This window comes from Mycolicibacter sinensis, from assembly GCF_001667945.1.
In the GTDB taxonomy this organism is placed as follows: Bacteria; Actinomycetota; Actinomycetes; order Mycobacteriales; family Mycobacteriaceae; genus Mycobacterium; species Mycobacterium sinense_B.
In genome coordinates, this window is the sequence record NZ_LZJK01000046.1 from 1 (window position 1) to 19,087 (window position 19,087).

Here is a 19,087-nt window from a genome sequence, read left to right on the forward strand (position 1 = left end):
GCGCCAGCCCGTCGCCGGTGGCCCCGCCCGGATTCGTGGTCGCCCGGTACAGCTGGCCCAGGCCGCCGGTGGCCAGGACCACCGACGGGGCGTGGATCACCCCGATCCCGTCGGCGTTGGCGACCAGCACACCGGTGACGGTGTCGGCGTCGCGCAGGATCTCCCACACCACCTGGCCGCGGCGGATGTCCAGGCCGGCGGCGGCGTGGTCCAGCGCACGCTGCACCTCGGCTCCGGTTGCGTCACCGCCGGCATGAATGATGCGGCGCCGCGAGTGCCCGCCCTCTCGAGTGAGCGCCCAGCTGCCGTCCGGATCGCAGTCGAATTGCGCACCGGCACCAGCTAACTCGGCGACCGCACGGTAGCCGTCGGCCACGATGGAGGTCACCGCGTCGGGGTCGCACAATCCGCCGCCGGCGGCCAGCGTGTCGGCGACATGGGCTTGCACCGAGTCGTCGGTGCCTGGCAGCACCACGGCGATCCCGCCCTGGGCGTAGTGCGTCGCGGTCACCCCGTAGCCGGTGTCGGCCTTGCTGAGCACCACCACGTCCCGGCCGGCGCGGCGTGCGGCGCGGGCCGCGGCCAGCCCACCGACGCCGGTGCCGATGACGACGACGTCGGCCCGCTGCTGCCAGCCGGGAGCACCGGTCACTTGCTGACCGGGGCGGAGTGTCCGATCGAGACCATGCGCTGCACGCTGCGTGCCGCCAAGCGTGCGGTCTCCGGGTCGACGTGGATCTCGTCGGCGCCTTCGGTCAGGCTGCGCAGCAGGGCCGCCGGGGTGATCATCTTCATGTACTTGCAGGCCGCCTTGGAGTTGACCGCCTCGAAGTCGACCTGCGGCGCGGCCTTGCGCAGCTGGTAGATCATGCCGATCTCGGTGGCCACCAGCACCTTGTGCGCCCGGGTGCGCCGGGCCTCGTCGAGCATCCCGCCGGTGGACAAGATCTTGACCCGTTCCTCGGGGACGTGGCCCTCGCCGACCAGGTACAGCGCTGAGGTCGCGCAGCCGCACTCCGGGTGCACGAACAGCTCGGCGTCCGGGTTCGCCCGGGCCTTGTCCTCGAGTTCGTCACCGTTGATCGCCGCGTGCACGTGGCACTCGCCCGCCCAGATGTGCATGTTCTTGCGCCCGGTGACGCGCTGGACGTGCTGGCCCAGGAACTGGTCGGGCAGGAACAGCACCTCGCGGTCCGGGTCGATGGCGTTGACGACATCCACGGCGTTCGACGAGGTGCAGCAGTAGTCGGTGAGCGCCTTGACCGCCGCCGTGGTGTTGACATACGACACCACCACCGCGTCGGGGTGGTCATCACGCCACGCCTGCAGGTCCTCGGCGGTGATGGAATCGGCCAGCGAGCAGCCCGCCCGGGCGTCCGGGAGCAGCACGGTCTTGTCCGGGGACAGGATCTTGGCGGTCTCGGCCATGAAGTGCACCCCGCAGAACACGATGGTGTCCTCGGGGGCATTGGCGGCGATGCGGGCCAGGCCCAGCGAGTCCCCGACGTGGTCGGCGATGTCCTGGATCGGCGGCAGCTGGTAGTTGTGCGCCAGGATCGTCGCGTTGCGTTCCTTTTTGAGCCGGAGGATCTCGGCCACCCACTCCTCGTCGGGCTCGACACCGCTGTAGCCGGCCGGCGAGTTGACGATGCGGTCGGCCAGGCTGCCTGCCTGCACACCGGGGTCGGTGAGGGTGGTCATGCGCGACTCCTCTCGCGAATTAGGTTTTCGACTTACAATCGAAAACATGGTTCATACTAGCACCGCGCACGAGGTGCTCACCGCGGTCTTCCAGGTTGGCGGCCTCGATCGTCGCCGCCCCCGCCTCAACGTGCTGCTGTGGCAGCGGGCCCGGGAACCCCAGCTCGGACGTTGGTCGCTCCCGGGTGGACTGTTGCGGAACGACGAGGATGTGACCGGCTCGGCGCGCCGCCAACTGGCCGAGAAGGTCGACCTGCGTGAGATTGCCCACCTTGAACAGTTGGCTGTGTTCTCCGACCCCGGCCGGGTTCCGGGGGTGCGCACCATCGCGTCGACGTTTCTGGGCCTGGTGCCCTCCCCGGCCGATCCCGAACTGCCGGGCGACACCCACTGGCATCCGGTCGACGATCTGCCCCCGATGGCGTTCGACCACGCGACCATGGTGGCGCACGCCCACAGTCGGCTGGTCGCCAAGATGTCGTACACGAACATCGGGTTTGCTTTGGCGCCAACGGAATTCGTCCTCTCGACGCTGCGCGACATCTACAGCGTGGTGCTCGGCTACACCGTCGATGCCACCAACTTGCAGCGGGTGCTGGTCCGGCGCGGGGTAATCACCCGCACCGGCACCACGGCCCGCTCCGGGCGCAGCGGGGGCCGCCCTGCCGCCCGGTACCGGTTCACCGACTCCGAGCTGCGGGTTACCGACGAATTCGCGGCATTGCGGCCGCCAGGGTGAGTCGGACTGGATTCTTAACGCCCTCTTAAGCAACAATGCCGGGATGGACTCGGACAGCTTGGCCCGCGAAACCTCCGTCGAGTGGATCGGGCAAGCACCCCACCAGCCGCTGCGATCCGGCGACCGTCCGCTGCGGCCGGCCGAGGACCCGTTCTATGAGCCGCCGGTCGGCTTCCAGCACGCCGTGGCCGGCACGGTGCTGCGCTCCCGCGAGGTCGAACTGGCCTTTATGGGTCTGATCCCCCAGCAGCTGGTCGCCACCCAGCTGCTCTACCGGACCGTCGACCGCAACAACGTGCCGCAGGCGACGGTCACGACGGTGCTGGTCCCCCGCGACCGGGATCGCACCCGGCCGTGTCCGATCGTGTCGTATCAGTGCGCGATCGACGCGGTGGACAGCCGCTGCTTCCCCTCCTACGCACTGCGCCGACGCGCCTGGGCGCACGGCTCGTTCACCCAACTGGAGTTCGTCCTGATCGCCGCCATCCTGGCGCAGGGCTGGGCGGTGTCGATCCCCGACCACGAGGGCTGCGGCGGGCACTGGGGTGCCCCGTACGAACCGGGCTACTTCGTGCTCGACGGGGTGCGTGCCGCGCAGGGCGCCGAGCAGCTGGGCCTGTCCCCCGACGACCCGGTCGGGCTGTGGGGTTACTCCGGCGGCGGCCTGGCCACGGCCTGGGCGGCCGAGGTCAGCAGCGGCTACGCGCCCGAACTCAACGTCGTCGGCGTCGCGCTCGGCTCACCGGTGGGCGACCTCGGCAATACCCTGCAACGGCTGAACGGGTCGTTCTGGTCAGGGCTGCCGGCCATCATGATCGCCGCGCTGGCGCGGGTCTATCCCGAACTCGACAAGGTCATCGAGGAACACGCCACGGTCAACGGCCGTGCGCTGCTGCATTCGCTGGAGTCGGCGTCCACTGCCGCGGCGGTGCTGCGCCTGCACCACCGTGCGCTGGACACCTACATCGACAAACCGCTGGACGAGTTGATCGAGCACCCCGCGGTACAGCACGTCTTCGACGACACTCGGTTGGGCACCGCGGTGCCGGCACCCCCGGTGCTGATGGTGCAGGCCATCCACGACCAGGTGATCTCCGTCGAGGACATCGACACGCTCGCCGAGACCTATGCCGCCGGTGGGGCCCGGCTGACCTATCACCGCGACCTGCTCAGCGAGCACATCCTGCTGCACCCGCTGTCCGCTCCGATGGTGCTGGACTGGTTGCGTGACCGGTTCGCGGGCCGGCCGCTGCCCGACGGTGCGGTGCAAAGCCAGTGGCCGGCGCTGCTGAACCCCAAGACCTATCTGGGCCTGGCCCGGCTGGGCGTGGTGGCGGCGCGGGTCATCACCGGTGGGGCGCTGCGCCGCCTTCCGCTGTGACGGCCGGATTTATTCGACGGTCGCGGCTTCGCCCCTCCTCCGTCGAGCCACGCTGAACCGCCGGCAGCGGCGGTCGCCCGGCGGGCTCGGGCGGATAGCCGCCCAGGTCATCGTGGGTGCTCCAGGTGGCGCAGAGACCGTAGACCAGCGCCGCCGTCGCCGCCGGCAGCAGTAACGTGGCCGCGACCTGTAACGGCGTGTGCCCGAAGAAGACCGGCGGCGCCTCGGCGATGTAGTGCACCCGGTGCTCGGGAGAGACCGGTGCGCCGTCCACATCCACGGTGCCGTAGCGGCGATGCACCAACGCAGCACCGGCCAGCGCCGCCAGCGCCGCGCCGGCGGTCAGGCCCAGCGACAGGCCGGCGACCATGCCCGGCCCCCGATGCGCGCGCCACTGCCAGGCCAGCGTGGCCGACACCACCGCCACCACGCCCAGCATGCCCAGCAGCAGAAACGGCGCGACGAAGAAATGGTCGGCTTCGTTGCCCAGGTAGGCCTGCACCCGCTCTCCGCCGCGGGTCAGCGCCACCACGCCGTGGATCGGCGGGGCGATCCACGCCCACAGCGCACCCATCGGCAGCCCGGCGGCGGCCAGCCCGACGGCCAGGATCAGGCAGGCCCGCCGCCGCGTCAGCCGGGGCGCGCCAGGGGCTGTCATCGCTGGGTGTCCAAATCGGCCGAGTCCACCTGCCCGTGCCGAGAACACTTGGCCCACCAGCCGTCCGGGCGGACCTGCACCGTCATCCGGCGCCCGCACGACGCGCAGAACCGCGGCGGTTCCAGACCCAGCTGGGCGGCCGTCGGGACCGACCCGCCGGCGGGATCGGCGATCTGCACGCCGGTGTAGACGTTGTAGACGCCGGCCGCGACGACCGGCAGGTCGCGAACCATTACAGGGTGGCGTTGAGGGCCTTGATCGGCATCTGCAGATCGTCGAGCAGCTCCAGGTCCGTCTCGGCGGGACGGCCCAGCGTAGTCAGGTAGTTGCCGACGATGATGGCGTTGATGCCGCCCAGGATGCCCTGCTTGGCGCCCAGGTCGCCGAGGGTGATCTCCCGGCCCCCGGCGAACCGCAGCATGGTGCGCGGCAGCGCCAGCCGGAACGCGGCCACCGCGCGCAGCGCGTCGGCGGCCGGCAGCACCTCCAGGTCACCGAACGGTGTGCCCGGGCGTGGGTTGAGGAAGTTCAGCGGGACCTCGTCGGGGTCCAGCTCGGCCAGGTCGGCGGCGAACTCCGCGCGCTGCTCCAGTGTCTCCCCCATGCCCAGGATGCCGCCGCAGCACACCTCCATGCCGGCTTCGCCCACCATCCGCAGGGTCTCCCAACGCTCCTCCCAGCTGTGGGTGGTGACGACGTTGGGGAAGTGCGAGCGCGCGGTCTCCAGGTTGTGGTTGTAGCGGTGCACGCCCATCGCGGCCAGCTGATCCACCTGCTCCTGGGTCAGCATGCCCAGCGAGCAGGCGATCTGAATGTCGACCTCGTTGCGGATCGCCTCGATACCGGCGGCGACCTGAGCGAGCAACCGCTCGTCGGGCCCGCGCACCGCCGCGACGATGCAGAATTCGGTGGCGCCGGTCTTGGCGGTCTGCTTGGCCGCCTCGACCAGGCTGGGGATGTCCAGCCAGGCGCTGCGCACCGGCGATTGGAACAGCCCGGACTGCGAGCAGAAGTGGCAATCCTCCGGGCAGCCACCGGTTTTCAGGCTGATGATGCCCTCGACCTCGATCTCGGGGCCGCACCAACGCATCCGCACGTCATGGGCCAGCGCCAGCAGCTCCTCGAGCCGCTCGTCGGGCAGCTGCAACACCTCCAGGACCTGATCCCGCCGCAACGCCTCGCCGCGCTCCAGAACCTGTTCACGGGCCAGCGCCAGGATGTCGTCAGTCATGCGCGCCGCTCCTCCTCATCGCTTCGCTCTGCATCGTCGCCGCCGCGGGTCACACGTGCTCCCCTCAAGACTTGAACGGTGTTCAGGTTAGGGTAGCGGGGTGCAGCTGCACAAACCTGACCCCAAACAGGAGATCGTCGCCGCGGCGGCCGGCATCCTGGACAACTACGGCATCGCCGATCTGTCGATGCGCCGCCTGGCGCGCGAGCTCAACGTCAGCCCCAGTGCCCTGTACTGGCATTTCGCCAACAAGCAGCAACTGCTCGGCGCGGTTGCCGACCGGGTGCTGGGCCCGGCCTGCACCGACCCGGGGCCGGGCAGCTGGCAGTGGCGCATCCAGACGGTGTGCGCGCGACTGCGCGACGCGCTGCTGTCGCATACCGACGGCGCCGAGCTGGTCTCGGCGAGCCTGGCCGCCGGCCAGTCGCAGGCCGCCGCCGATATCGTGGCGCTGCTGGCGCAGGCCGCCACCGCGGCCGGGGTGCACCCGGACCAGGCGGGGCAGGTGGCGCGCACCGTCGTCTACTACGTCTTGGGGTTCACCGCCGATGAGCAGTCGCGGTTGCAGTGGGACGCCGCCGGGGCCGCCGACATCGCCCCCGACGCCGACCCGGGCAGCGCGTTCGCCTTCGGGCTGGGACTGCTCATCGACGGCCTCGCGGTGCGGGCCGGACTCGCGGTCTAGATCGGATATTCGGTGCGGGCGTTGCCATCCCAGCGTCGCAGCCCGACAAACCGGCCGGGGATATCGGCCCGGCCCGCGATGCGCTGAGCCCGGCCCAGCTGGGCCGGGCCGACCCGGCGGGCCAGCGTGGTGTGCGCGGTCCACTGCCCGGGCGCCACGTTGGGCAGCGGCCCGGGAACCAGGTGTGGCTCCGCCAGCCGGTAGACCTGCTCGTGCAGCTCGAGCAGCGCCGAAGTCGGCACCACCAGCCGCGCCAGCACGCCGTGTGAGCGGCCGAAGATCAGCGTCGCTCCGAGGGTGCAGTCGATCGGCAGCCGATCGAGGACCGTGGCCAGCTCGGCGTCGACGCGGGGATCGATGCGCTGAGCGACCGCAAGGGTCACATGCGGGCGGGCGGCCGGGGCCTGGCTGGGCACCCCCGCCGCGGCCAGCTGCGCCCAGATCCCCCGGATCGCCGTCTCGGTCTCGGCGTCGAATACCAGCTCGATCGAGTGCACCACTGCTCAGCCCGCCAGGGTGCGCACCCAGTCGGGTTCGAAGGCGGCGCGGCTCATCGCCGTGAACTCCGCACCGCCCAGACTCGCCGCACCGGCCGGCAGCGCCGCGCGCACCGGCGCCAACCGGGCCAGCGCTCCCCGATTGCTGGCGGCGGCCGGACCGGGCTGGGCCGGCCAGCTGCCGATCACGAGACCGGCGCACGACAACCCTTGCCCGGCAAGCGATTCCAAGGTCAGGGCGGTGTGGTTGAGGGTGCCCAGTTCGGCGTTGACCACTACCAGCACGGCGGCGGCGAGGTCGACGGCCAGATCACGCAGGGTGACGCCGTCGGCGGCCAGCTCGACCAGCAACCCGCCAGCGCCCTCGACCAGGGTCAACCGGCCGGGGCGGTCGACGGCACGGATCGTCGCCAGCAGATCGGCGCGGGTCGGCAACGCCATCCCGGCCTGCTCCGCGGCGGCGACCGGAGCCAGCGGCGCCGGGTATCGCGCGCTGCCGCACAACTCGGTCACCCCGGACAGCCGGCCGACCTCGGCCAGGTCGTCGTCGCCGTCGGCGGTGCCGGTCTGCACCGGCTTGCACACCGCCACCTCCAGGCCGGCCTGACGCGCGCAGCAGGCCAACGCTGCGGTGGCGATGGTCTTGCCGACACCGGTGCCGGTGCCGGTGATGACCAGGACGGTCATCGCGCCTCGGCGCGGTGCTCGCGCAACACCTCGGTGAGCACCCGGCCGGCCAGTTCGAGGTCGTCGGCGTTGAGCGAGGCGCGCGCGGTCAACCGCAGCCGCGACGTCCCGGCCGGGACCGTGGGCGGCCGGAAACAACCCACCCGGACCCCGGCGTCCAGACACGCGGCCGCGGCCGCCACCGCCACCTCGGCGTCGCCGAGGATCACCGAGACCACCGCGGATTCGGGCTGGTCGGCCACCCCGCAGACCTGCGCCAGCGCGCGGGCGTGGCGCAGCACGTCGGTGGCGCGCGAGGGCTCGGCGGCCAGCACGCTCAGGGCAGCGGACGCGGCGCCGAGGGCCGCCGGAGCCAACCCGGTGTCGAAGATGAAGGTCCGGGCGGTATCGATGAGATGGTCGCGCACCGCCACCGGGCCCAGCACCGCGCCGCCCTGGCTGCCCAGCGCCTTGGACAGCGTGGTGGTCACCACCACATCCGGCGCCCCCGCCAGCCCGGCCTCCTGCACCAGCCCGCGGCCGCCGTCGCCTCGCACGCCCAACGCGTGTGCCTCGTCGACGATCAACAGCGCACCGTAGCGGCGGCACACCTCGTGCAGGTCACGCAGCGGGGCCAGGGCGCCGTCGGCGCTGAAGACCGATTCGGTGAGCACCACGGCGCGCTCCTCGGCGCGGCCGGCCAGTGCCGCGGCGACCGCATCGACATCGCGGTGCCCGGTGATGACCACCCGCGCCTTCGACAACCGGCAGGCATCCACCAGGGATGCGTGGCAGTAGGCGTCGGAGACCACCAGCGAGCCCGGCCCGGACAGGCTGACAACGGCGCCGATATTGGCGGTGTAGCCGGAGGAGAACACCAAACCCGCTGGCGCACCGACGAAGTCGGCCAACTGCTGCTCGAATTGCTGGTGCAGTGCGGTGTTGCCGGTCACCAACCGGGATCCGCCGGCACCAGCACCCCAGGTGCGTAGCGCCTCCACCCCGCCGGCGATGACGGCCGGGTGCGCCGACAGCCCGAGGTAATCGTTGGATGCCAGGTCCAGCTCGGTGGCGACGGCGGGCCGCACCCGCAGGGAACGCCGCAGCCCGTCCTGGCGACGCTGTCGCTCCACCTCGGCCAGCCAGGCCAGTGGCGACAGATCGGTGCGGGTCACGCTGTGCTCCCTACGCTCCTTCGAGACGACTTGAACACCGTTCAGGTTAAGGCACCGGCCACGCCCACCATCGCGGCACCGATGCGAGCGACCTCCTCGGGCGTGCAGACATACGGCGGCATCGCGTACACCAGGTTGCGGAACGGGCGCAGCCACACCCCTTGGGCCAGCGCGGCAGGGGTGGCCACCGCCAGGTCCACCGGCCGGTCGCATTCGATCACCCCGATGGCGCCGCAGACCCGCACATCGGCGACGCCGGGCAGCTCGCGGGCCGGTTCCAGGGCGGCGGTGAGCGCGGCACCGATCCCGCCGACGCACGAGCGCCAGTCCTGGCCCAGCAGCAGCTCGGTGCTGGCCACCGACACCGCACAGGCCAGCGGGTTGGCCATGAAGGTGGGGCCGTGCATCAGCGCGCCGGCCTCACCGCCGCTGATGGTGTGGGCGATCTCGGTGCTGCACAAGGTGGCCGCCAGGCTTAGGTAGCCGCCGGTGAGCGCCTTGCCGACACACATGATGTCGGGGCTGACGCCGGCATGCTCAGCGGCGAACAGTTCACCGGTGCGGCCGAATCCGGTGGCGATCTCGTCGAAGATCAGCAGTACGCCGTGGCGGGTGCAGGCCTGGCGCAGGTCGCTGAGGTAGCGCGGGTCGTGGAAGCGCATGCCGCCGGCGCCCTGCACCACCGGTTCGATCACCACGGCCGCGAGTTCGTCGCGGTGGCGTTGCAGCTGCGCCTCGAACGCGGCGCTGTAGGCCGGGTCGTAGTCGCGGGGCACCTGTGGGGCGAACACCTGGGCGGTCAGCACGTCGCGCCACAGGGAGTGCATGCCGCCGTCGGGGTCGCAGACGCTCATCGGGGTGAAGGTGTCGCCGTGGTAGCCGCCGCGCCAGGTCATCAACCGGTGCTTGCCGGGGCGTCCGCGGGCGCGCCAGTACTGCAGCGCCATCTTGACCGCCACCTCCACCGACACCGAACCGGAGTCGGAGAAGAACACCGTGTCCAGCCCCGGCGGGGTGATGTCCACCAGGAGCTGGGCCAGCCGCGCGGCGGGTTCGTGGGTGAGCCCGCCGAACATGACGTGGTTCATGGTGGCCAGTTGCGCGGTCAAGGCGGCGTCCAGACGCGGATGCCCGTGGCCGTGGATCGCGGTCCACCAGGAGCTCATCGCATCGAGCACCTCAACCGGCGCGCCATCGACGATCACCGTCAGGTAGGCGCCCCGAGCGGCCACCGCCACCGTCGGGGCGGGCGTCTCGGCGCCGATCGTGCTGTACGGGTGCCACAGATGTGCGGTGTCGATGGCGCTGATCTGCTCGGGAGTCAACGCGGACATGACTGACGACAGTAGTGCAGGTCGGCGGGCGTAACCGTTCGGTCACAGGTTGCCGAATTTCTCTGCAGCGGCGGCGCACCGGGCGTAAACGCCGGTACGCTCTGTGACAGAAGTGGCCAATGATGCTGCTGTTGTGAACGACCCGAGAAGGGGGAAGACCGATGAAACGCGTCTGCGCCACCGCACTCGCACTGGCGGCGGCAGTGGCCCCGGTGCTGAGCGCCGCCGGCCCCGCCGGCGCCGAGCCGATCTCGCAGTCCGGTCACAGCCCGCTCATCGACCGGGTGATCCAGCGCGCCCTGTCCCAGCGCGGGGTGCCCTACGTCTACGGCGGCGGCGACGTCTCCGGACCCACCAACGGCGCTCGTGCCAGGGCCGCCACCACCTCGGGCGCGGTCACCGGCCTGCCGGGCACCGGGATCGGCGGTCTTCCCGGGGGTCCGGTGGTCGCCGGCAGCGCCACCCCCGGCCTGGCGGTCCCGCCCGGCGCGGGCCTGCCCTCGGCCGGCACCGTCGGTTTCGACGCGTCGGGCCTCATCCAGTACGCGTTCGCCGGTGCCGGTATCAAGATGCCGCGCACCTCCGGCGACCAGTGCAGCGTCGGCCAGAAGGTGCCGCCCGCGCAGGCCCGCCCCGGCGACCTGCTCTGCTACGGCCCGGGCGGAACGCAGAGCGTCGCGCTGTACCTCGGCAACAACCAGATGATCGAGGGCACCGACCCGGCGGTCACGGTCTCCCCGGCCCGCACCTCCAACATGGTTCCCTATCTGACCCGGGTGATTCCCTGACACACCGGCTGACGTCACAGCGTTTGGAATGCGGTTTCTACAGCCCGGTTAGGTAGATTATCGGGCGATCATGATTGCCCTGTCCCCGCCGCGACCGGCGGCAACGCCGGTTGCCGTACCCGCTTCCGCACCCGATCCGGCCCCTGCGCCGGCCGCCGTGATGGGAACCCGCAAGGCCGGTTTCTACCGCCACGACCTCGACGGGCTGCGCGGCATCGCGATCGCGTTGGTTGCGGTGTTCCATGTCTGGTTCGGGCGGGTCTCCGGTGGGGTGGATGTCTTCCTGGCGCTGTCGGGCTTCTTCTTCGGCGGCAAGCTGCTGCGCGTCGCGCTGAACCCGGCCTCGTCGCTGTCCCCGATCCCGGACCTGATCCGGCTGGTTCGTCGGCTGCTGCCGGCCCTGGTGGTGGTGCTGGCGGCATGCGCCGGGCTCACCATCTGGATCCAGCCGCAGACCCGCTGGGAGACCTTCGCCGACCAGAGCCTGGCCAGCCTCGGCTACTACCAGAACTGGGAGTTGGCCCGCACCGCCTCGGACTACCTGCGCGCCGGTGAGGCGGTCAGCCCGCTGCAGCACATCTGGTCGATGTCGGTGCAGGGCCAGTTCTATCTCAGCTTCCTGCTGCTGATCTTCGGGTTCGCGTTCGCCTTCCGGCGGCTGCTGCGCACCCACCTGCGCTCGGCCTTCGTGGTGCTGCTCACCGGGTTGACCGTGGCGTCGTTCTGGTATGCGATCGTCGCCCACCAGGCCAACCAGGCCCTGGCCTACTACAACAGCTTCGCCCGCGCCTGGGAACTGCTGCTCGGCGCGCTGGCCGGGGCGCTCATCCCCTACATCCGCTGGCCGATGTGGCTGCGCAACACCGTGGCCACCCTGGCGTTGGCGGCGATCCTGAGCTGCGGCGCCCTGATCGAAGGCGTGCGGGAATTTCCCGGCCCGTGGGCGCTGGTACCGGTCGGCGCCACGGTGGCGTTCATACTGGCCGGGGCCAACCGGCACGCGCAGCCGAGCACCAGCGAGAAACCGCCCTGGCCTAACCGGTGGCTGGCATGCGGGCCGCTGGTGACGCTCGGGGCGATGGCCTACTCGCTGTACCTGTGGCACTGGCCGCTGCTGATCTTCTGGTTGTCCTACACCGGCCACAAGCACGCTTCGGTGCTGGAGGGGGCGGCGATCCTGCTGGTCTCCGGTGTGCTCGCCTACTTGACCACCCGGCTCGTCGAGGACCCCCTGCGCTACCGCGCGCCGGCCGGCGCCGGGCCCACCCCGGTGACGAGCATTCCCGGGCGGAGACTCTCGGCGGGCTGGTGGAAACGCCCGACGCTGGCGTTGGGTTCGACGGTGGTGCTGCTGGGTGTGGCGCTGACCGCGACATCGTTCACCTGGCGCGAGCACGTCACCGTCCAGCGCGCCAGCGGCAAGGAATTGGCCAAGCTCAGCAAGGACGACTACCCGGGAGCCCGTGCGTTGATCAAGCATCAGCGGGTGCCCAAGCTGCGGATGCGGCCCACCATCCTGGAGGCCAAGAAGGACCTGCCGCGCTCCACCCGGGACGGGTGCATCAGCACCTTCACCAATCCGGCCCTGATCAACTGCACCTACGGCGACCCGGAGGCCACCCGCACCGTCGCGCTGGCCGGTGGGTCACATGCCGAACACTGGCTGCCCGCGTTGGACATCCTCGGCCAGAAGCACCACTTCAAAGTGGTGACCTATCTCAAGATGGGCTGCCCGCTGTCCACCGAGAAGGTGCCGCTGATCATGGGCAACAACGCGCCCTACCCGCAGTGCTACCAGTGGGTGGGCAAAACCATGGACAAGTTGATCGCCGACCGACCGGACTTCGTGTTCACCACCGCCACCCGGCCGTGGAACATCAAACCCGGCGACGTGATGCCGGGCACCTACATCGGTATCTGGAAACGGCTGTCGGAGAACAACATTCCCATCCTCGGAGTGCGGGACACGCCGTGGTTGGTGCGCGACGGCGAACCCTTCCAGCCGGCCGACTGTCTGGCCTCCGGGGGCGACGCGGTGTCCTGCGGCATCAAACGCTCGGAAGTCCTCGTCGACCGCAACCCCACCCTGGACTTCGTCGAACGGTTCCCGCTGCTCAAGCCGCTGGATCTGTCCGACGCCGTGTGCGACGTCGACATCTGCCGCGCCGTGGAAGGCAACGTGCTGATCTACCACGATTCCCATCACCTGTCGGCGACCTATATGCGCACCATGGCCGGGGAGCTCGGGCGGCAGATGGGTGCGGCCACCGGATGGTGGTGAGCCCGGGCGTGCCCACGGTCTGGCCCGGCCACAGTTACCCGCTCGGCGCCGTCTATGACGGGGCCGGCACCAATTTCGCGGTGTTCTCCGAGGTCGCCGAGCGCGTTGAACTGTGCCTGATCGACGAGGCCGACAACACCGAGTCCCGGATCGGTCTCGACGAGGTGGACGGCTATGTCTGGCACGCTTACCTGCCCGGTGTCGGACCCGGCCAGCATTACGGCTTTCGGGTGCACGGACCGTTCGACCCCGCCGCCGGGCACCGTTGTGACCCCAGCAAGCTGCTGCTGGACCCATACGGCAAGGCATTCCACGGCGACTTCGAATTCGGTCCGCAGCTGTTCTCCTACGACCTGAACGATGCCGACCGCGATGGGCCTCCCCCGGCGCTCGATTCGTTGGGGCACACCATGACCAGCGTGGTGATCAACCCCTTCTTCGACTGGGCCGCCGACCGCGCACCGCGCACCCCCTACCACGAGACGATCATCTACGAAGCGCACGTCAAGGGCATGACCCAAACCCACCCGGGAATACCGGAGGAGCTGCGCGGCACCTATGCCGGCCTGGCGCACCCGGTGATCATCGAGCACCTCAAGTCGCTGAACGTGACGGCGATCGAGCTCATGCCGGTGCACCAGTTCCTGCACGATCATCGGCTGGTGCAGCTGGGATTGCGGAACTACTGGGGCTACAACACATTCGGGTTCTTCGCGCCGCACAACTCGTATGCGGCCAGTCGCCAGGCCGGCGGCGCAGTGGCGGAGTTCAAGGCGATGGTGCGCACCTTCCACCAGGCGGGCATCGAGGTCATTCTGGACGTGGTCTACAACCACACCGCCGAAGGCAACCATCTGGGGCCGACGATCAACTTTCGCGGGATCGACAACGCCGCCTACTATCGGCTCTCCGACGACGACCCACGGTTCTACACCGACTACACTGGCACCGGCAACAGTCTCAACGCCCGGCACCCGCACACCCTGCAGCTGATCATGGACTCGCTGCGCTACTGGGTGACCGAAATGCACGTCGACGGCTTCCGTTTCGACCTCGCGTCGACGCTGGCTCGTGAACTGCACGACGTCGATCGCCTGTCGGCGTTCTTTGATCTGGTGCAACAGGATCCGGTGGTCAGCCAGGTCAAGCTGATCGCCGAGCCGTGGGACGTCGGCGAAGGCGGCTACCAGGTGGGCAACTTCCCGGGATTGTGGACGGAGTGGAACGGCAAGTACCGCGACACCGTCCGCGACTATTGGCGGGGCGTACCGGAGACCTTGGGCGAGTTCGCCTCCCGGCTGACCGGGTCGTCGGATCTGTACGAGGCGACCGGCCGGCGTCCCAGTGCCAGCATCAACTTCGTCACCTGCCATGACGGGTTCACGCTGGCAGATCTGGTGTCCTACAACGACAAACACAACGAAGCCAACGGCGAGGACAACCGGGACGGCGAGAGTTACAACCGGTCGTGGAACTGCGGTGTGGAGGGGCCGACCGACGACCCCGCGATTCTGGCGTTACGCGCGCACCAAGTCCGCAACATCATGGCCACCCTGCTGGTCAGCCAGGGCACCCCGATGATCTTGCACGGCGACGAGATGGGCCGCACCCAGCGCGGCAACAACAACGTCTACTGCCAGGACTCCGAGCTGTCCTGGATGGACTGGTCGCTGGTCGACAAGAACGCCGACCTACTGGCGTTCACCCGCACCGTGACCGCGCTGCGATCCGGCCATCCGGTGTTCCGCCGCCGCCGGTTCTTCGAGGGCCGGCCGATCCGCGGCGGCGACGAGGTCCGTGACATCGCCTGGCTCACCCCGGCCGGCCAGGAGATGACCCAGCAGGACTGGGGCAGCGAATTCGGCAGGTGCATCATGGTTTTCCTCAACGGCGAGGCGCTGCCCGAGCCCGATGTCCGCGGCCAGCGGATCATCGACGACTCATTTCTGCTGTGCTTCAACGCCGGTGAGACACCAGTGGACTTCGTCACCCCGAACACCGAATACGCCCAAGGCTGGCAGGCGGTGATCGACACCGCCGACCCCACCGGGACCAGCGATCTCACGGTCGCGGCCGGCCAAACCGTGACAGTGACGGCCCGCTCGCTGATCATTCTGCAGAAGAGCCGTTGAACCGAGGGTGTCGCCATCTTGCCGGTGGTCGCTCCACCGGGACGGCAGGATGTTTGCCCGGCTTTCAGCGACAATCTGAGTGCTCGCTGACCGTGCACTCGTAGGACGGAAGCCATGAGCTAAGGCCGCGCCGTCAACATCGGCTGCCGCGCCACCTTCGCTGCTGCACCTGAGCGGCGATATCTGCGCGCGGCCACGGTTCAATGACTGCCAGGTGAGACCCGCACTGCGCAGATGTTCTGCGACAATCACCGCCTCGCTGACATCCGCCGGATCGGCACCTCCGCGCCCGTCGCCGCGAACGCGTGCTACGCCGCCCGGCGCCCAAAGTAGCGGATACCGGCCAGTTGCGGAATCCGGTACGGGCTGCGGAGGCGACGGGTTGCGTGTCCGCGGCTGCGCAGGTGGTAGCGGCTGAGTTCACGCCGCACCGAGGGCGCCACCAGCGGCCCCAACACCGCCCCGGCGCCGAGCGCCAGGGCCAGCCCGGCCGCCATCCCGAGGGTGCCGCCGGCGTTGGGCTGCCCGTTGACCAGTTGCACGAAGCCGCGGAACAGCGTCAGTCCGGGAACCAACGGGATGATCCCGGCCATGATGATCACCAGCGGGGTGACGCGCAGCCGTGGCGCGAGCAGGGTGCCGACCAGCCCGGTCGCCGCGGCGGCGGCAAACGAGCTCACGATCGGGTTGGTCTGCACCAGTTGCAGCCCGAAGAACAGCAACGTTGCGGTCGCCCCGGCAAGACCGGCCGCCAAGGCCGCCTTGAGCTGCGCATAGCCGGCGAGCGCCGCGGCGGCCGCGCCGATCGCGCCGGCCAGCATGTACACCGGCACGCTGAGCACCGCGACCGGCACCTCGGGGCTCACCCGGACTTGCACACCGAACGCCGTGCCGATCCGCACCGCGATGGAGACGCCGACCAGGATGCCGACCGACAAGAGCAGGATGTCCATTCCCCGCGACACGGCCGTGAGTTGGTAGCCGGTGATGGCGTCCTGCACCGAGCCGACGGTAGCCAGCCCGGACAGCAGCACCACGATGTTGGCGGCCACCACCGGTGAGACCGGGGTTCCGGCGGGCAGCCAGCCGACGGCGTGCAGGCCGATGGCGACACCGGTGGCGATGGCGGCGGCAACCACCTGCTGGAACAGCATGGGCAGCTGCCAGCCGTTGAGCACGCGACCGACCCGGTCGATCAGGGCCGTGGTGACCGCCGAAATCAGCGCGACCAGCGGCCCGGCGCCGATCAACACGGCGAAGCCACCGGCCATGACCGCCCAGCCGGCCGTGGCCACCCACCGCGGATAGGGATGGGCGGCGCGGTTCACGCTGTCCAACTGCTCTTGCACCCACTCGGGGTCGGGCGTCGTGTTCACGACATGCTCGGCAAGATCGGTGGCCAGCTGCAGGCGGGTGTAGTCCAGGGAGCGCGACTGCACCAGGTACATCGCGGTGACCGGAGCACCCGGAACCCCGCGGGGCACCGACACCCGGATGGAATTCGCCATGATGTCCACCTGGGTCTGCGGCAGCCCGTAGGCGGTGGCGATGGCGAGCATGCTCGAGGCGACATCAGCGGTTCCGGCCTGCGAGCCCAACAGCAGTTGGCCGAATCGCAGGGCGATATCGAGAACCCGCCGGACGTCGGTTTCATCCATGCGCTTCGTTTCCGATGACACCATGCCGCCTCGGCTACCCGTTCGGCGCCGCGAGGCCACCTGCGGCGGCGGATCGGTGCGCTGCTACAGCAGGTAGCGATACGCCGGTGACCCCGGCTCCAGCGGCTCGACGTGCACCTGGGAGGAGCGCATCCGGGCCAGCAGCCCATCGAGATCAGCCGCCGACCCGAGTTGGATGCCGACCAGGGCCTCCCCGGTCTCGCGGTTGTTGCGCTTGACGTACTCGAACAGGGTGACGTCGTCCCCGGGCCCGAGCACCTCGTCGAGGAACCGCCGCAGCGCGCCCGGCTCCTGGGGGAAGTCGACCAGGAAGTAGTGCTTGAGGCCCAGGTGCACCAGGGAACGTTCGAGGATCTCGCCGTACCGCGAGACGTCGTTGTTGCCGCCGGAGATCAGGCACACCACCGTCGAACCCGGCGCGATATCGGCCTCCAGCAGGCCGGCCACCGACAGCGCGCCGGCCGGCTCGGCGATGATCCCCTCGTTCTGATAGAGGTCGAGCATCGCGGTGCAGACCGCGCCCTCGTCGACGGTGGTGACCGAGACCATGTCGCCGGCGGCGGCCAGCGCGGCGTAGGGCAGCGCCCCGGCCCGCCTGACCGCGGCGCCGTCGACGAACTGATCGACGTGGTCGAGGGTCACCAGTTCCCCGGCGGCCAGCGCCGCCATCATCGAGGCCGCTCCGGCCGGCTCGATGCCCAGCACCGCGCTGGTGGTGGTCCGCTCCGCCAGGTAGGTGGTGATGCCGGCGATGCACCCACCGCCGCCGACCGGAACCACGACGAGGTCCGGTTCGGTCCCGAGCTGGTCGAGTATCTCCACCGCGATCGTGCCCTGGCCCGCCATAGTCCGCAGATCGTCGTAGGGCGGCACCAGGGTGGCGCCGGTGCGGGCCACGTCGGCCAGTGCTGCCTCGGCGGCCAGGTCATAGGTCGCCCCGCCGACGATCAGCTCGATGAACTCTCCGCCGTGATAGCGGATGCGGTCACGCTTCTGCTTCGGTGTCTTGGCCGGCACGTAGACCCGGCCGTGGACACCCAGCGAGCGGCAGGCGTAGGCGAACCCCTGCGCGTGGTTGCCGGCCGAGGAGCACACCACACCGGCGGCCATCTCGTCCTCGGTCAGCTGGACCAGCAGGTTGTAGGCGCCGCGCAGCTTGTAGGACCGCACCGACTGCAGATCCTCGCGCTTGAGGTACACCCGGGCGCCGGTGAGCTCGGAGAGCCGGTCGCTGTGCTGCAGCGGGGTGGGCGCCACCACGCCGGCAATCCGCTTGGCTGCCGCGTCGACGTCGGCCGCTGTCAGCGGACCTTTCGCTGGGCCCGCGTCGGGGCCACTTCTGTTCTGGCGCAGTTCGGCGGACACCGCAATATGGTGCCACCCAGCAGCAGGTTCAGCCCACCGGGGTCAGCACGAACACCGGGATCTGGCGGTCGGTCTTGGCCTGATAGTCGGCGTAGTCCGGCCAGGCGGCAACCGCGCGCTCCCACCAGATCGCCTTCTCCTCGCCGAACACCTCCCGGGCGTCGTAGTCCCCGGAGACCGTGCCGTCCTGCAACTCGACCCGCGGGTTCTTCTTGACGTTGTGGTACCAGACGGGGTGCTTGGGGGCGCCGCCGAGTGAGGCGACGATGGCGTACTCACCGTCGTGCTCCACCCGCATCAGCGGGGTCTTGCGCAGCTTGCCGGTCTTGGCTCCCACGCTGGTCAGCAAGATGACCGGCTTGCCCTTCATTTCGGTGCCCTCGGTGCCGCCCGAGGCCATGTACTTCTCGGCGTTCTCCCGCGACCACTCCCACGGGCTGGGTGCGTACTCTCCGCTCAGAGGCATGCCGTCAGCGTAGCCCGACGACCGGACGCGACACCCCGACCACGAGATTTCGGCTGGCCTAACAATTAGTTATCGCGTACCGTTAACGCTATGACCACCGCCGACCGTTACCGGCAGCAACAGGTGCCGATCGCGGGTGTGCCCTGGCCGGTTTACAAGCTGGTCGCGCTGGCCGCCGGCGTCATCACCCTGCTGGGCGTCGGCGCGGCCACGGCCAGTGCTTCGGCCGCGGTGCTGGCCGGTGCCGGGGTGTGCACCGCGGTCTGGCTCGTCCTCGGGTCACGGCGTCTGTCAGGGCACTGAACGCCG

General features: G+C 70.0%; 19 protein-coding genes. 7 read left to right on the plus strand and 12 right to left on the minus strand.

Annotated features, from left to right (window positions below):
- On the minus strand, positions 1 to 652 hold a 652-nt coding region (locus A5694_RS05555; RefSeq protein ID WP_131809517.1), incomplete at its 3' end, for an FAD-dependent oxidoreductase.
- Positions 649 to 1,701, minus strand: a complete 1,053-nt coding sequence (nadA, locus tag A5694_RS05560; RefSeq protein ID WP_064920846.1) for a quinolinate synthase NadA — start codon at positions 1,699 to 1,701, stop codon at positions 649 to 651. The genes nadA and A5694_RS05555, both read right to left, overlap by 4 nt.
- Positions 1,702 to 1,747: 46 nt before the next feature.
- Between nadA and A5694_RS05565 the strand changes: the two genes are divergently transcribed.
- The gene (locus A5694_RS05565) at positions 1,748 to 2,440 is read left to right on the plus strand and encodes an NUDIX hydrolase (RefSeq protein ID WP_064920847.1); all 693 of its coding nucleotides are present in this window, start codon (positions 1,748 to 1,750) and stop codon (positions 2,438 to 2,440) included.
- Between the two features lie 43 nt (positions 2,441 to 2,483).
- Positions 2,484 to 3,821, plus strand: a complete 1,338-nt coding sequence (locus tag A5694_RS05570) for a lipase family protein (protein WP_064920848.1) — start codon at positions 2,484 to 2,486, stop codon at positions 3,819 to 3,821.
- Here the strand turns inward: A5694_RS05570 and A5694_RS05575 are convergent.
- From A5694_RS05575 to bioB, 3 genes are read right to left on the minus strand one after another with little or no spacing between them, the layout of a single operon-like run.
- On the minus strand, positions 3,787 to 4,479 hold the full coding sequence (locus A5694_RS05575) for a DUF2567 domain-containing protein (protein WP_082952518.1): 693 nt from the start codon (positions 4,477 to 4,479) through the stop codon (positions 3,787 to 3,789). The two genes, A5694_RS05570 and A5694_RS05575, sit on opposite strands and share 35 nt — an antisense overlap.
- The gene (locus tag A5694_RS05580; RefSeq protein WP_064920849.1) at positions 4,476 to 4,712 is read right to left on the minus strand and encodes a hypothetical protein; all 237 of its coding nucleotides are present in this window, start codon (positions 4,710 to 4,712) and stop codon (positions 4,476 to 4,478) included. The genes A5694_RS05575 and A5694_RS05580 overlap by 4 nt, the downstream gene beginning before the upstream one ends.
- Positions 4,712 to 5,710, minus strand: a complete 999-nt coding sequence (gene bioB / locus A5694_RS05585; protein WP_064920850.1) for a biotin synthase BioB — start codon at positions 5,708 to 5,710, stop codon at positions 4,712 to 4,714. Before bioB ends, A5694_RS05580 begins: the two co-directional genes overlap by 1 nt.
- Before the next feature lie 100 nt (positions 5,711 to 5,810).
- Between bioB and A5694_RS05590 the strand changes: the two genes are divergently transcribed.
- A complete protein-coding gene (locus tag A5694_RS05590) occupies positions 5,811 to 6,395 on the plus strand; it encodes a TetR/AcrR family transcriptional regulator C-terminal domain-containing protein (RefSeq protein WP_064920851.1) in 585 nt (194 codons plus the stop codon).
- Here A5694_RS05590 and A5694_RS05595 read toward each other — a convergent pair.
- The 4 genes from A5694_RS05595 to A5694_RS05610 are packed head-to-tail and all read right to left on the minus strand — an operon-like array spanning position 6,392 to position 10,067.
- Positions 6,392 to 6,895, minus strand: coding sequence for a 2'-5' RNA ligase family protein (locus A5694_RS05595; protein ID WP_064920852.1), 504 nt, complete (start codon positions 6,893 to 6,895; stop codon positions 6,392 to 6,394). The genes A5694_RS05590 and A5694_RS05595 overlap by 4 nt on opposite strands.
- A 3-nt stretch (positions 6,896 to 6,898) precedes the next feature.
- Complete coding sequence (bioD, locus tag A5694_RS05600; RefSeq protein WP_064920853.1) at positions 6,899 to 7,579, minus strand: dethiobiotin synthase; 681 nt, start codon at positions 7,577 to 7,579, stop codon at positions 6,899 to 6,901.
- Entirely contained in the window at positions 7,576 to 8,733 is a 1,158-nt protein-coding gene (locus A5694_RS05605; RefSeq protein ID WP_064920854.1) for an 8-amino-7-oxononanoate synthase, read from the minus strand. The genes bioD and A5694_RS05605 overlap by 4 nt, the downstream gene beginning before the upstream one ends.
- A 41-nt stretch (positions 8,734 to 8,774) precedes the next feature.
- Positions 8,775 to 10,067 carry an adenosylmethionine--8-amino-7-oxononanoate transaminase gene (locus tag A5694_RS05610; protein ID WP_109535604.1) on the minus strand — a complete coding sequence of 431 codons (1,293 nt, stop codon included), beginning with the start codon at positions 10,065 to 10,067 and terminating at the stop codon, positions 8,775 to 8,777.
- Between the two features lie 161 nt (positions 10,068 to 10,228).
- Between A5694_RS05610 and ripD the strand changes: the two genes are divergently transcribed.
- The 3 genes from ripD to glgX all read left to right on the plus strand — a co-directional run bounded on the left by ripD (position 10,229) and on the right by glgX (position 15,268).
- Positions 10,229 to 10,855 carry an NlpC/P60 family peptidoglycan-binding protein RipD gene (ripD, locus tag A5694_RS05615; protein ID WP_064920856.1) on the plus strand — a complete coding sequence of 209 codons (627 nt, stop codon included), beginning with the start codon at positions 10,229 to 10,231 and terminating at the stop codon, positions 10,853 to 10,855.
- A 70-nt stretch (positions 10,856 to 10,925) separates the two neighbouring features.
- Positions 10,926 to 13,136: an acyltransferase family protein gene (locus tag A5694_RS05620; RefSeq protein ID WP_109535605.1), complete on the plus strand. Its 2,211-nt coding sequence runs from the start codon at positions 10,926 to 10,928 to the stop codon at positions 13,134 to 13,136.
- Entirely contained in the window at positions 13,127 to 15,268 is a 2,142-nt protein-coding gene (glgX, locus tag A5694_RS05625) for a glycogen debranching protein GlgX (protein ID WP_064920858.1), read from the plus strand. Before A5694_RS05620 ends, glgX begins: the two co-directional genes overlap by 10 nt.
- Positions 15,269 to 15,576: 308 nt before the next feature.
- Here glgX and A5694_RS05630 read toward each other — a convergent pair whose 3' ends face one another.
- From A5694_RS05630 to A5694_RS05640, 3 genes are all read right to left on the minus strand, one after another.
- Positions 15,577 to 16,926 (minus strand): threonine/serine ThrE exporter family protein, encoded by a 1,350-nt coding sequence (locus tag A5694_RS05630; RefSeq protein WP_064920859.1) that lies wholly within the window; start codon positions 16,924 to 16,926, stop codon positions 15,577 to 15,579.
- Between the two features lie 84 nt (positions 16,927 to 17,010).
- Positions 17,011 to 18,312 carry a threonine ammonia-lyase IlvA gene (gene ilvA, locus A5694_RS05635; protein WP_064920860.1) on the minus strand — a complete coding sequence of 434 codons (1,302 nt, stop codon included), beginning with the start codon at positions 18,310 to 18,312 and terminating at the stop codon, positions 17,011 to 17,013.
- A 28-nt stretch (positions 18,313 to 18,340) separates the two neighbouring features.
- The gene (locus tag A5694_RS05640; RefSeq protein WP_064920861.1) at positions 18,341 to 18,778 is read right to left on the minus strand and encodes a nitroreductase family deazaflavin-dependent oxidoreductase; all 438 of its coding nucleotides are present in this window, start codon (positions 18,776 to 18,778) and stop codon (positions 18,341 to 18,343) included.
- 90 nt (positions 18,779 to 18,868) lie between these two features.
- Between A5694_RS05640 and A5694_RS05645 the strand changes: the two genes are divergently transcribed.
- Positions 18,869 to 19,081: a hypothetical protein gene (locus A5694_RS05645; RefSeq protein WP_064920862.1), complete on the plus strand. Its 213-nt coding sequence runs from the start codon at positions 18,869 to 18,871 to the stop codon at positions 19,079 to 19,081.
- Positions 19,082 to 19,087 lie beyond the last annotated feature (6 nt).